9 protein-coding genes are annotated in these 13,872 nt (G+C 63.9%); 3 read left to right on the top strand and 6 right to left on the bottom strand.

Going from position 1 to position 13,872, the window contains the following annotated elements:
- Positions 1-3: 3 nt before the first annotated feature.
- Complete coding sequence (locus VGE08_RS14450; RefSeq protein ID WP_331068608.1) at positions 4-1,068, bottom strand: CsgG/HfaB family protein; 1,065 nt, start codon at positions 1,066-1,068, stop codon at positions 4-6.
- Positions 1,069-1,324: 256 nt separating this feature from the next.
- Between VGE08_RS14450 and VGE08_RS14445 the strand changes: the two genes are divergently transcribed.
- The 3 genes from VGE08_RS14445 to VGE08_RS14435 all read left to right on the top strand — a co-directional run bounded on the left by VGE08_RS14445 (position 1,325) and on the right by VGE08_RS14435 (position 8,417).
- A complete protein-coding gene (locus tag VGE08_RS14445) occupies positions 1,325-1,774 on the top strand; it encodes a hypothetical protein (protein ID WP_331068607.1) in 450 nt (149 codons plus the stop codon).
- Positions 1,775-2,138: 364 nt separating this feature from the next.
- The gene (gene gltB, locus VGE08_RS14440) at positions 2,139-6,800 is read left to right on the top strand and encodes a glutamate synthase large subunit (protein ID WP_331068606.1); all 4,662 of its coding nucleotides are present in this window, start codon (positions 2,139-2,141) and stop codon (positions 6,798-6,800) included.
- 132 nt (positions 6,801-6,932) lie between these two features.
- The gene (locus VGE08_RS14435) at positions 6,933-8,417 is read left to right on the top strand and encodes a glutamate synthase subunit beta (protein WP_331068605.1); all 1,485 of its coding nucleotides are present in this window, start codon (positions 6,933-6,935) and stop codon (positions 8,415-8,417) included.
- A 79-nt stretch (positions 8,418-8,496) separates the two neighbouring features.
- Here VGE08_RS14435 and qhpE read toward each other — a convergent pair whose 3' ends face one another.
- From qhpE to peaB, 5 genes are read right to left on the bottom strand one after another with little or no spacing between them, the layout of a single operon-like run.
- Entirely contained in the window at positions 8,497-9,168 is a 672-nt protein-coding gene (gene qhpE / locus VGE08_RS14430) for a subtilisin-like serine protease QhpE (RefSeq protein ID WP_331068604.1), read from the bottom strand.
- On the bottom strand, positions 9,161-10,879 hold the full coding sequence (locus VGE08_RS14425) for an ABC transporter ATP-binding protein (protein WP_331068603.1): 1,719 nt from the start codon (positions 10,877-10,879) through the stop codon (positions 9,161-9,163). The genes qhpE and VGE08_RS14425 overlap by 8 nt, the downstream gene beginning before the upstream one ends.
- Positions 10,863-11,978, bottom strand: coding sequence for a quinohemoprotein amine dehydrogenase subunit beta (gene peaD / locus VGE08_RS14420; protein ID WP_331068602.1), 1,116 nt, complete (start codon positions 11,976-11,978; stop codon positions 10,863-10,865). The genes VGE08_RS14425 and peaD overlap by 17 nt, the downstream gene beginning before the upstream one ends.
- A gap of 31 nt (positions 11,979-12,009) precedes the next feature.
- A complete protein-coding gene (gene qhpC, locus VGE08_RS14415; RefSeq protein WP_331068601.1) occupies positions 12,010-12,330 on the bottom strand; it encodes a quinohemoprotein amine dehydrogenase subunit gamma in 321 nt (106 codons plus the stop codon).
- Positions 12,327-13,772 (bottom strand): quinohemoprotein amine dehydrogenase maturation protein, encoded by a 1,446-nt coding sequence (gene peaB, locus VGE08_RS14410; RefSeq protein WP_331068600.1) that lies wholly within the window; start codon positions 13,770-13,772, stop codon positions 12,327-12,329. The genes qhpC and peaB overlap by 4 nt, the downstream gene beginning before the upstream one ends.
- Positions 13,773-13,872: the final 100 nt, after the last annotated feature.

The raw sequence follows: 13,872 nt of genomic DNA, 5'->3' as shown, positions 1-13,872 counted from the left end.
GTGTCAGCGCGTCACCAGAACCTTTCTCACCCAGCCGCCGCCGGAGCCGGACTCGATCTTCAGGTAGCCGTCCTGCTCCTCGCCCATGAAGATCATCTCTTCGCCCTTGCTCAGGGTTGCGACCGTCTTGGACGACTCGCTTGGCGATGCATATACCTTGAGGTTGCCGATCTTCGGCACGATGGTGTCGCCTTCGTTGAACACCGCGCCGCCCTTGGTCTTCTTGCCGGCCTCTTCCGCCAGCGTGCCCACGTCGCGCTGCAGGGCGGGCTGGCCGCGCACCGAGCGAACGATGTTGTTGTAGTTGTCCATGAGGCTGGCCGCGATCACCTTGCCTTCGTTGGTCTTGGTGTAACCGCCCAGCGCACCCGCGGCGCTGCTGCCGAACAACGCACCGCCGAGCTTCAAATCAGCCTTTTTCGAGCTGCCTTCGGCGGCCGCGACCTGCACGCCCGAGCGAGCATCGGTCACTAGCATGCTGGTCTGCGCCTCTTTGAACTTCAGTCCGCCCGCAACCGCGCCGAGTACGCGCCCTTTGCTGCCGCCGATCAGCCCACCCAACGCGCCGCCGACGCCGCCCGAATCGTTCTCGGAAAACACCACGGCCGGAGTGAGCACGAAATCCGCGCTGACCATCTGGCCGCCGCCCATGTTCGAGCCCTGGCGCAACTCGCCCGACTCCTGCAGCGCGCGTTCCTGCATCATGTTCTGCATGCCGATGCCACGCTCGACGACGATGAAGCAGTTCGACTGCTGCACCATCATGCGGATCAAACCGGTGGGAGACTGCAGGCCGTAACGCGACAGCGACTGTGAAACATAATCTTGCGGCTCGACCACCGCGAGCGCCCCCATGGGCTTGTCACAATGCTCGAGGCCATTGTCACCCTGCGAGCCGCCCGGCCCGGCCGAGCCCTGGATCTCACTGCCACCCTCGCCCTTCTTCTGGCCCAGCAGGCCCTGAGCACCCGCTGCCAGCGGCAGACAAAACAGCGCAAGCGCGGCCGCGACAGCGGCACGCACGCCCACGGTCTTCACGCCTGAAACATGGGACGAGATGGACTTCATATTAGATGTCTCCACAACGGCTGAGCAGGCAGGCGCCCTGAATGCGCCAACGGTAATGAATACTTGTTGGGGCCAGTTGGACCGTCGGCCGTTTCCGGCCGATTCTGAGCACGCGGCCCGAGGACGGTCAAGCGGACAGCTCGCACTCCGCGAGGCCGCTCGCCAGCATCGCTGGATCTGGAGGCGGCCCGCATAGGCCCGGCATCATTCCAGCCGGCAGCCGGGCCGGTAAATGCAACTTCAGTACACTGCCCCCATGCTCATTCGCGCCCTGCACCGAACCTGGATGATTCTTGCGCTTGGGATGCTCGCCGCCTGTGGCAACAGCGATTCGCCCGAGCAGCAGGTGCGTACCGTCATCGATCAGATGGAGCGAGCCGCCGAAAACCGGGATGTGGGCGAGCTCACAGAGCACCTGTCCGAGGACTTCGGCGACTCCAATGGCAACGGGCGCGAAGAGATCGCTCGCTATCTGCGTGGCTACTTCATCGCCAACCAGTCCATCCAGTTGCTCACCCGGATCGAGCAGCTGGAATTCCCGGCCGACGACGAAGCACGCGCGCAAGTGCTGGTCGGCATGGTGAGCCGGGATGCCGCGGCAACCAATCAGTGGGACCTCGCCGCCGACCTGCAGGCTTTCGATATCGCCCTGCGACGCGAGGACGGCGCCTGGAAAGTGATTTTCGCGCGCGTGATACAGAAATAACTGGCGGGCCTTGTTTTTGGCACCGCATTGACGCAGGGACCGACCTCTGTAATATGGATGACATTCCTTCGGGTTGTATTCAACGCGCTTGTCCGCGTCGAGGCCCTGCCGGCCTTACGCGCCGCCAACCTTCGCGAATCGACCCTACTGAATCAAAGACTTAGACCGGGATTGCGGTGTATGGAAGCCGCCAATCCAAGCCGCGCGCCCGCGGCTACGGTCCCGCGCCGGGCTCCTCCTGGGATGCAGTAATGTCGCTGCCGCTCCCGCGGGGGCCGTCCGCTGCGCGGCCCTGGCCATGCGCGTCGCTTGCATCGAAGGCATGGCCAGGCCGGATTTCCCGACGATATAACGGTAGGCCAACATGACAAACGGCACTGAAGGGGCCTCCAAGGCAGAGGCCAGCCACGCGGCTGGTACCGCGAGGAGCTTGCGAACCACCCGCCCGGACAAGCAGGGTCTGTACGACCCCGCTCATGAGCACGACGCTTGCGGCGTCGGCTTCGTCGTTGACATCAAAGGCCGGAAATCGCACAAGATCCTGCAGCAGGGCCTGCAGGTTCTGACCAATCTGGATCATCGTGGCGCCTGTGGCGCCGAGACCAACACTGGCGACGGCGCCGGCGTGCTGATCCAGATGCCGCACCAGTTCCTGGCGGCGGTGGCGAAGAAGTCGCGCATCGATCTGCCCGAGCCGGAGCATTACGGCTGCGGCATCGTATTCCTGCCGCGCAATCCCACCCTGCGCCGGCGCATCGAAGAGCGCTTCGAGCAGATCGTGCAGTCCGAGGGCCAGACGGTGCTGGGCTGGCGCACCGTGCCCACCAACAACTCCTCGCTGGGCGACACTGCGAAGTCCTGCGAGCCGTACATGCGGCAGGTGTTCATCGGACGCAATCCCAGTCTGCCCGACGCGCTGGCGTTCGAGCGCAAGCTGTATGTGATCCGCAAGCGCGCCTACAGCGAGATCCGCACCTCGACGATGGAAGGCGCGGCGTCCTGGTATGTCGCGAGCCTCTCTTATAAGACGCTCGTCTATAAAGGCATGCTGCTCACCGAGCAACTCGGCCCCTACTTCCCGGACCTGCAGGACCCGTTGATGGAAACGGCGATCGCGCTGGTCCATTCGCGTTTCAGCACCAACACGTTCCCGAGCTGGGATCGCGCTCACCCGTATCGCTACGTTGCTCACAACGGCGAGATCAACACCGTGCGGGGCAACGCCAACTGGATGCACGCACGAGAAGCGCTGTTCCAGTCCGAGGCGTTCGGAGACGACATGGAGCAGATCTTGCCCATCATCAATCCGAACGGCAGCGACTCGGCGATGTTCGACAACACGCTCGAGCTGCTGGTTCTAGCCGGCCGTTCACTCCCCCACGCAATGATGATGATGATTCCCGAGCCCTGGTCGAATCATCAAACCATGGATGACAACAAGCGAGCTTTCTATCAGTACCACTCATCGCTGATGGAGCCATGGGACGGCCCCGCCGCAATCGCCTTCACCGACGGCAAACAGATTGGCGCCGTACTCGATCGCAACGGCCTGCGCCCCTCGCGCTACTACGTGACCAAGGATGACCTGGTCGTGATGGCCTCCGAGGCCGGCGTGCTCGACATCGCGCCGGAGAACGTGTTGCTGAAGGGCCGCTTGCAGCCCGGCCGCATGTTCCTGGTGGACACCGAGCAGGGCCGCATCATCGAAGACGAGGAGATCAAGCAGGCGATCACCAGCGAGCGCCCGTACCGGCAATGGCTGAACGATCACCTGGTGCACGTCAACGATCTGCCGCCCGCGCCCGAAGTGCCGGCGCCGGATCACGACACGCTGCTGCAACGGCAGATCGCGTTCGGTTACACGTTCGAAGACGAGCGCATCATCCTGACGCCGATGGCTCAAAACGGCGTGGAGGCCATTGGTTCGATGGGCAACGACACGCCGCTGGCGGTGCTGTCGAACAAGCCGCGCCTGCTGTACGACTATTTCAAGCAGTTGTTCGCGCAAGTCACCAATCCGCCCATCGACTGCATTCGCGAGGAAATCATCACCTCCGCGGAGACGCGCCTGGGCTCGGAAGGCAACCTGCTGAACCCGCAGCCGTCGGACTGCCGTCGACTGGAGCTGAAGTGGCCGATCCTCACCAACGAGGAATTCGCCAAGGTGCGCCGCCTGGACCTGCCCGGTCTGCGCGTTGGTGTGTTGCCCAGCCTGTTCCGTGTGACTCGCGGCGAGAAGGGCCTGGTGAAGTCGATGGAAGAGATCCGGCTGATGGCCCGCCGCATGATCGAGGAAGAGGAAGTGAACGTCCTCATCCTCAGCGATCGCGGCGTGAACAAAGAGTTCGCGCCCATCCCGGCGCTGCTCGCGGTCGCCGGCCTGCATCACTACTTGATCCGCGAAGGTCTGCGCACTCGCGTCAGCCTCGTGATCGAAACCGGCGAAGCGCGTGAGGTTCATCACTTCGCGCTGCTGATCGGCTACGGCGTGAGCGCCATCAATCCGTATGTGGCGTTCGAGACCATCGACGCCATGATCCGCGACGAGCGCCTCACCAATATCGACCACAAGACCGCCTGCAAGAACCTGGTGAAGGCCGCGACCAAGGGCGTCATCAAGGTGATGGCGAAGATGGGCATCTCGGCCATCCAGAGCTATCGCGGCGCGCAGGTGTTCGAGGCAGTCGGTCTGCGTCAGGACGTGATCGACGAGTACTTCACCTGGACGGCATCGCGCGTCGGCGGCATCGGCATGGATGTGATAGCGCAGGAAGTGCTGGTGCGTCACCGCGCCGCGTTCCCGGAGCGTCCGACCAACAGCCACACGTTGCCGGTTGGCGGTCAGTACCAGTGGCGCGCCGATGGCGAATATCACCTGTTCAATCCCGAGTCGATCCATCGGCTGCAGAAGTCCGTGCGCAACGGCAACTTCGAGCAGTTCAAGGAATACTCGAAGCTGATCAACGATCAGGCCACCAACCTGTGCACGCTGCGCGGCTTGCTGGACTTCAAGCTCGGCGATCCGGTGCCGCTCGAGGAAGTCGAGCCGATCGAGAGCATCATGAAGCGCTTCAAGACGGGCGCGATGTCCTACGGCTCGATCAGCCAGGAAGCGCACGAAACGCTGGCCATCGCCATGAACCGCATCGGCGGCAAGAGCAACACCGGCGAAGGCGGCGAGGACCCGGCGCGTTTCAAGCCGCTGCCGAATGGCGATTCGAAGAACTCGGCGATCAAGCAGGTCGCCTCGGGACGCTTCGGCGTCACCAGCGAATATCTGGTCAGCGCCAGCGAGATCCAGATCAAGATGGCGCAGGGCGCAAAGCCCGGTGAAGGCGGTCAGCTGCCTGGCAGCAAGGTGTATCCGTGGATCGCCAAGACTCGTCACACCACCGCGGGCGTCGGCTTGATTTCGCCGCCGCCGCACCATGACATCTACTCGATCGAAGATCTCGCCGAGCTGATTCATGACCTGAAGAACGCCAATCGTCACGCTCGCATCAGCGTCAAGCTGGTGGCGGAAGTTGGCGTCGGCACCGTCGCCGCGGGCGTCGCGAAGGCGCATGCGGATGTCGTGCTCGTCAGCGGTCACGACGGTGGCACCGGTGCGTCTCCGCAAACGTCACTGACTCACGCGGGTCTGCCGTGGGAGTTGGGTCTCGCCGAGACTCATCAGACATTGGTGATGAACGACCTTCGCAGCCGCATCGCTGTGGAGACCGACGGTCAGCTGAAGACGGGACGCGACGTTGTGGTCGCCGCTCTGCTCGGCGCCGAAGAGTTCGGCTTCGCGACGGCGCCGCTGGTTGCGACCGGCTGCATCATGATGCGCGTGTGTCACTTGAACACCTGCCCAGCCGGCATCGCGACTCAGGATCCGCGCCTGCGCGAGAGATTCGCGGGCAAGCCGGAGCACGTCGTGAACTTCATGCGCTTCATTGCGATGGAGATGCGCGAGCTCATGGCTCAGCTCGGCTTCCGCACCGTCGACGAAATGATCGGTCGCGTCGATCGACTCGAGCCGCGCAAGGCCGTGGATCACTGGAAGGCACGCGGTCTGGACTTCAGCAATCTGCTGTATCAGCCGGATTCCAGCGAGAACACGCCGCGCTTCAAGCAGATGGAGCAGGATCACGGCCTGGAGAAGTCGCTCGACATGACCCAGCTGCTGGAGATCTGCAAGCCTGCCATCGAGCGCGGCGAGAAAGTCGACGCCGAGCTGCCGATTCGCAATGTGAATCGCGTGGTCGGCACCATCACCGGCAGCGAGGTCACTCGCAAGTATGGTGCCGCGGGCCTGCCCGAGGACACGATCAAGATCCACTTCAAGGGTTCTGCCGGCCAGAGCTTCGGTGCATTCCTGCCGCGAGGCATGACCTTCTATCTGGAAGGCGATGCCAACGACTATCTCGGCAAGGGCCTGTCGGGCGGCAAGCTGATCCTGTTCCCGCCTGCCGGCTCGACGTTCACGTCGCACGAGAACATCATCATCGGCAACGTCGCGTTGTACGGCGCGACCAGCGGTGAGGCATATATCGGCGGCATGGCCGGCGAGCGCTTCTGCGTTCGTAACAGCGGCGTGCACGCTGTCGTGGAAGCCGTCGGCGATCACGGCTGCGAATACATGACCGGTGGACGCGTCATCGTGCTCGGCCCCGCCGGCCGTAACTTCGGCGCGGGCATGTCCGGTGGCGTGGCGTATGTGCTCGATGAGCACGGCGATTTCGACACCAAGGTCAACAAAGAGATGGTCGATGTCGGCCCGCTGGAAGAGCCGGAAGAGATCGCGGCCGTCGGTGCGATGATCGAGCGCCACTACGGCTACACCAAGAGCGGCCGGGCCCGGCAGGTGCTCGACAACTGGAACGAGTTCGTGAAGAAGTTCGTGCGCGTGCTGCCGCGTGACTACAGCCGCATGCTGGCATGCATTGCGCGCGCCCATGAACAAGGCCTCACGGGCGACGACGCCATCATGGTGGCGTTCGAAGAAAACGCCAAGGACACGGCGCGCGTGGGAGGCAACTGATGAGGAAGTTGAAGCGGATAGCGGTTGGCGGTTGGCGGTTGGTGCGGAAACAGCACTGGCGCAAACCTCTGCCGCTGCAGATGCATCTGATTCCGACTAACCGCCAACCGCTAACCGCCAACCGCTAAAACCATGGGTAAGCCAACAGGATTCATCGAATATCTACGCGAGCTGCCGGTCGACCGCACGCCCAAGGAGCGCATCAAGGACTGGAAGGAATTCCATCACCACATGGAAGAGAAGCGGCTGCGCCACCAGGCCGCCCGCTGCATGGATTGCGGCGTGCCGTTCTGCCATACCGGCAAATTGATCAGCGGCATGGCGTCGGGCTGTCCGGTGAACAATGTGATTCCGGAATGGAACGACCTGGTCTATCGCGGGCTGTGGCGCGAAGCGCTCGAGCGCCTGCACATGACCAACAACTTTCCCGAGTTCACCGGACGCGTGTGTCCGGCGCCTTGTGAAGGTTCATGCGTGCTCGGCATCAACAATCCGCCGGTCACCATCAAGACCATCGAGGCCGCCATTGTCGATCGCGGTTGGGAGGAAGGCTGGGTGTTGCCCGAGCCGCCCAAGGTTCGCACCGGCAAGAAGGTCGCGATCATCGGTTCCGGGCCCGCGGGTCTGGCGGCCGCGGCTCAGTTGAACAAGGCCGGTCACAACGTGACGGTGCTGGAGCGTGCCGATCGTCCGGGCGGTCTGCTGATGTACGGCATTCCGAACATGAAGCTCGACAAGAAGGACGTGGTCGAGCGGCGTTTGAAGTTGATGGAACAGGAAGGCATCAGGTTCATCTGCAACGCCAATGTGGGCGACAACGTCGAGCCGCAGCTGTTGCGCAAGGACTTCGACGCCATCGTGATCGCCACCGGCGCGACGCAGCCTCGCGATCTTCCGGTCGAGGGCCGTTCGTCGAAGGGCGTTCATTTCGCGATGGAATATCTCACCGCCAGCACGCAGTCGTTGCTGAACGGCGGCCCGGATCAAAGCCCCATTCATGCTCGCGGCAAGGACGTGATCGTCATCGGCGGCGGCGACACTGGCACCGACTGCGTCGGCACCGCCATGCGCCACGGCTGCAAGTCGGTCACTCAAATCGAAATCATGGCGCAGCCGCCGATGGACCGCGCCCCTGACAATCCGTGGCCGGAGTGGCCCAAGGTCTACAAGATGGACTACGGTCAGGAAGAAGCCGCGGCGAAGTTCGGCGCCGATCCGCGCACGTATCTCACGACGGTGAAGCGCTTCAACGCCGACGATCAGGGTGCGGTGAAGGAAGTGGTCACTGTGCAGATCGAATGGAAAAAGAACGACAAGGGTGGCTTCGCACCGGTCGAAGTGCCGGGCACTGAGAAGGTCCATCCCGCTCAGCTCGTTCTATTGGCCATGGGCTTCCTCGGTCCCGAACAGATGCTGTTGAAGGACCTCGCTGTCGAGACCGATGCGCGCAGCAACGTGAAGGCCGAGCACGGCAAGTTCGCCACCAGCCTCAAGGGTGTGTTCGCCGCCGGCGACTGCCGTCGCGGTCAGAGCCTGATCGTGTGGGCCATCAACGAGGGCCGCGGCGCCGCTCGCGAATGCGATCGCTATTTGATGGGGACTACGGGCCTTCCCTGAATTTCCATGACCAGCGGCGGGATCCTTGCTGATCCCGCCCGCCCTCGCACACTCCGGGCGAACCTTTGAGGTGCAACCGTCAACTCGTTCTTCTTTCGCATCCCCGATGGGCCGCCAGGCTCGCGAGCGCCGCGCGCACCGCACGGTGATCCGGCAGCGGCGGCAATCGCGATACGATGAACCGGCTCACGTGCGCCGCCCCGATGCTCGCTCCACGAGCCGCTCGCCCTGCGATGGAACGAACGACGCAACCACCGAAATCGGCCTGCGGCGTACCGAGCCATGACACTTCGTCTTCCATGCAGCGCGCATCGCCGGTAGCGCGAATGACGCCTTCATGGTTTGCCGGATACGTTGTCACGCCGCGCGCGGGCGTCGATGCCACGATGATGATGCCGGCATCGATCGATTCGCGCACTGCCGCCGCGAGTACCGCCCGAGCGTTGCTCAGCCCGAGACTCATGTGAATCAGCCGCGCGTCCTGTGATTGCGCCCACTGGATCGCCGCCGCCACACATGCTGGAGTCGTCCGGCCGGACGCATCGGTCACTTGCGCGATCAGCAGGTCAGCACCACCGCTCGCGATGATCTCCGCCACCGCGCTGCCGTGATCTGTCAGGGCCGGAACGGCATCGAGCTCCTGCACCGCATTGCCATCGTCGACAAAGCGGCGGCAAGCGAGCGGCGACAGTCGGCTCGTATCCTGCAAGCCGCTGTCGATTACCGCGACTGTCCATCTGTTCTCAGACATGCACAGGCACATGCGACCGCAGATGAAACCTGCCCGCGATCAGTTCGTAAACGGCATCGGCCCGCGGCACAGCCTGCGGCGCATGCGTGATCACGATGCGTGTGCGCTGCGCGAAGTGGTCGTCGATCAGCGCGTGCAACGATGCCGTCGCTGCGGGATCCAGATGGCTGGTCGCCTCGTCCAGGACCAGCACGAGCGGGTCGGCCAGCAGCGCACGCGCGAGCGCGATACGCTGTCTCTGGCCCGCCGAGATGCCGTTGCCGCCGCCGATCTGCGTCCCATAGCCTTCAGGCAGATCACTCACGACTTCATCGACTCCGGCACGGCGGGCTGCATCGAGCAGATCGGCTTCCGCGGCATGGAAGTTTCCGTACCGTAGGTTATGCAGGATGCTGCCGCGAAACATCACCGGTTCCGCTTCGATCGTCACGATCCGGCGCCGCAAAGCCTGCAAGGGACAGGCGGCGATATCCTGTCCATCGAGGCGGATGTTCCCGGACTCGATCTCCACGAACCCACGCAGTGCATCCGCCAGCGTGGTCTTGCCGACGCCGGAATCGCCGCAAATGACTATCTTCGATCCCGCGGCGATATCCAAGCAGGCGTCATCGAGCACCGCGCGACCACCCGTGTCGTGGCGCACGGTCACATGATCGAGAACCAGATGTCCTGCGGGATCGTCGCCATCGGCCACCGGCACTGCCGTGCCGATCCTGGCATGCGATGGCGCCGCACGCAGTTGCTCGACCCGCTCGAGACTCACGGCGGCCCGCTGGTAAGCCGTGTATATGTTGAGGAGTGACAGCGCCGAGTTCGTGCCGCGAGCCATGTACGCAACGAACGCAACGAGTGTCCCCACAGTGAGCGAACCTTGCATGACCCCGTATCCGCCGGCGATGAACACCGCAGCCGTCGCACAGTGCGAGAGCACGTTTGACAGTCCCCCGCTCGCGTAACCCACCAGCTGCTGCCGCAATACGCGGCGCAGATAACTGCGATTGAGATCCGCGAGCCGCTGCCGCTCCCATTCTTCGGTCGCGGCGCCCTGCACGGCCTTCACCGCTCCCAGCGTCTCGACCAGAAAGTGAGTCACTTCACTCGCCTGCTCGCGCACCGAGCGTGTCGTGCTGCTGATCCACGGCCGGGCCTTGTGACGCAGCAGCAGTTGCAGCGGCAGAACCGTTGCCGCCACCAGCGCCAGCCGCCAGCTGAGCAGCGCCATGATGACGGCAGTCACCGCCAGCAGCAGGATGCTGTTGAAGGCGGACAACAGCGTGTCGGTGCTGAACCGCTGCACCTCCGCCACATCACCGTCCAGGCGCGCGACCAGATCGCCGACCGGCCGCCGCCGGAAAAATCCGGGCGGCAGCGCGAGCAGATGCGCGTACACGTCTTCGCGCAGCGCGAACAGAATCCGGCCCGATACACGGGTGTAGTGCCAGCGATTCACCGCGCCGGCCGCGAATGCCACGACCGCCAGTCCGACGATGAGACCGGACAGCTGCACCAGCAAGGGGAAATTCCGGCCGAGCAGCGCGTCGTCGATGATCAACTTGGACAGGTATGGCTGGAGAGTGGACAGTACCGAGATGAACAACGCGACCGTCAGCACGCTCGCGAGCGCGCGCAGGTGCGGCCGCACATACGGCCATAGCCAGCCGAAGCCGCGCCAGCCGGCCCGCGGCTGCGCCTTGTCAGCGCCGAACCACACGCAGTGTCGCCAGGCTCTGATCCCCGCAGCCGGGCAACCGGATGTTTGCCTTCGGGTCCAGCGTCGCCGCGTCATGGATGGCAACGTCGCACATGGCTCCACCGATGTAGATTTCCGAGCCGTCCGAGGAGATGTTGATCGAATAGAACGTGTGTGGCAGATCGATGCGCTTGGCCAGCGTGTGATTCGCCGTGTCGATCTTGCTCAGCTGCGTGTAGACACCGAAGGCTTCCGGCCGCGACGGGCTCATGACCGTGGAGAAGATCACCGCCGTCGTCTCCTCGAAGTCGTGATACTCGAGCTTGCCCGAGGCGGTATCGAGCGTCATCAATGCCGTCTTCGCCACGCCGTCCTCGGGCCCGCCCGGCGGTGTGACCACGCCGAACACGGGGCTCGAGAAGATGCCGGTCGGTTCGGTCACCGGCCAGAGCGCGAGCAGATCCGGGAGGCTGTAATCAGGCCGCTGCCAGTCGCGTATGCCCTGTTGCGCAATCAACTTGCCGGTCTGGCGATCGTATTCGTACAGGTCGAACCCCATGGCGTAAAAGCTTCGGCCGTCCTTGCGCGATAGCACCATGTGCACGCGCCGCGGCGCCGGGAAGGTCCGCACGGGCTTCGCCTGCAGGCCAGCGTCGGTGCGGTACACCGCGAAACGCGGCTCCTGAACCTTGTACTCGTTCAGCTCCACGCGCACGGGCAGCTGGTGAACGATGATTTCCCTGCCGTCCGGCGTCACGTCGAATGACATGATCGACCTCACGCGCTCGCCGGGCGTGGAAAAGTCGGCGCGGAACACCGCCTGGCCGGTCTCCAGATCCATGCCGACGATGCTCTCCATCTTGTTGACGAGCACATACGCGATCCGGCCATCGGGCGAGGGCACGATCGTGCTCACCAGATTGTTCGCGCCGGGAATGCGGAACTCCGACTTCACGGTGCGCGCACGCGCGTCGATCACGAACAGGCGATCCGGTTTGGTCGCCGTGAGGATAAAGTCCTGGCCGGAATTCTGGCGGGCGGCCGTGCCGGCCACCGGCGCGGCGCAGCCCACGATCCCGACCAGGGTCGTCACGAGCACGGCGAGATGACTCAGCTTCACACGTCTCTCCTGATTTCTGTCGGGTACAGGGTTACTTCTTGGGGAACACCGCGTCGAGCTCGCGCCAGTCATCCTGCGCGGAGGGTGCCGAGGCATCCCACGACGGATAGGTGCTCATCGTGTCCGGCACCTGTGCCGGCCACCAGCAGGGATCGGAACAGCCGTAGAGGTCCGCCTCCATCGGCTGGCACAGCGATGCAACGCCGCCGAAGGCATCGACCTCCCAGCCCGGATCGTAGGTAGTCGCGCAGCCGGCGACGCTCTCCATCGTCACCACTTCGCTGACGTGCCCCTCGGCGGCGGCCTGCAGCAGCAATTGCGCCTTCTGGTTCGTCGGTTTCATGCCACTCATGCGGCTCTCCTCGGTTCGATGTGCGCGCGGAAGAAATCGGGGTTGCGTGCTGACAGCTGCGCGTAGATGCGGATGCCGAAGTCGACCCAGCGACGCAGCAGGTTGCAGTAGTGATAGGTGCGGTGGTGCGGATCGCCGTAGCGCACCCAGGATTCGTGGTAGCAGCCGCCCGCGCAGAGATTGCGTATACGGCAGGTCGCGCAATGCGTGCCATCGCGATCGGAAGCCCGGCCCAGGAATTCGCCAAGGCGCGTGCTGTCGATGCCGCTCGCCACGTTGCCGAACGGCGCCAGGTCGGAACCCGTGAAGCGGTGGCAGAGATTCAACCCACCCTGCCTGTCCACGGCGAGCAGCCCGACACCGGCCCCGCAAGGCAGCGACTTGCGCCGGCCCTCGTGCAGATCCGTCATCAGCTGATGCATGTTGGAGAAGCCGGTGTTGTACCCGCGCAGCGCCGCCGCCAGATAGCGTTCGCCAAGGCGCTCGAATCCCTCGTGCACTTCGAGCAGCTCTTGCTGCGTCAATCCGTGCGGCACATTCGGCGCGGACGTCACCGGTGCATAGCCCACCTCGTGGAATCCGAACCCCTCGCGCAGATGCTCGTGTATCGCTTCGACTTCCGTGGTGCCGCTGCTGAGCGTGACCCGCGCGCCCACGGCCCTCGAGCGATAGCGCGCCAGTAACATGCGTGCCTTGCGGGTCACGACATCGTAAGTGCCGTGGCCGCCCACTGTGCGGCGGTTGCGGTCGTGAATCGCCTTCGGTCCATCGATGCTGACGGAAATACCGAAGCGATGCGCATCAAAATAGTCGACCAGCTCGGGCGTCAGCAGCGTCGCATTGGTGGTCAGCGAGAAATCGACCGCCTTCGCAGACTGCGCGCCGCGCGTCTCGGCGTACTCGACCACCTGCCGGATGAGCGGCATGTTGGTGAGCGGCTCGCCGCCGAAGAAGATGATGTTCACCTTGTCCCGCGTGGCCGCCTGTTCGAACAACAGGTCGACGCTGCGCGCGGCGATTTCGAACGACATGCGCTCGCCTTTGGCCGGAACCGCCAGATCCTCCTTGTAACAGTAGGTGCAGCCGAGATTGCAGCCGGTGTTGACGTTCAGCACGATGGTGCTGAGCGGGTAGGACTGGATGTCGACCCGTCGCGGATTGACGGCCCGTGGCGCATGGTGATCCTGCAGGACTTCCAGCTGCGTGAGCTGCTCGATGAGCTGCACGACGTCGGCGCGTGCAAACCGCGACGACAGATTCTCCGCCAGCGCATCGCCATCGATCCGCTCTTGCTCCTGCACGACGTCGATGACGGCTGCGCCGAGTGCGTCAAGCTCGAAAAGCGCGGAGGTGGGCACATGAAACAGCATCGCCCGCCCGTCGAAGCGCACGACGTGGCCGTTCGCGGGGTTGAACACCAGCTCGGTCTGCTTCACGTGCATGAGACCCTCTCCCCTGCGGCCATTTCGTAGTTTCTCATCGGCCGACGGCCGACCCCGAAACGTGAAAGTAGCCCCGATGCCATTGACCAGTCATCAGTCG

Source organism: Steroidobacter sp., from assembly GCF_036406195.1.
GTDB lineage: Bacteria > Pseudomonadota > Gammaproteobacteria > Steroidobacterales > Steroidobacteraceae > Steroidobacter.
Note: the sequence above shows the minus strand (reverse complement) of the source record. Positions and strands in the feature narration are given on the sequence as shown.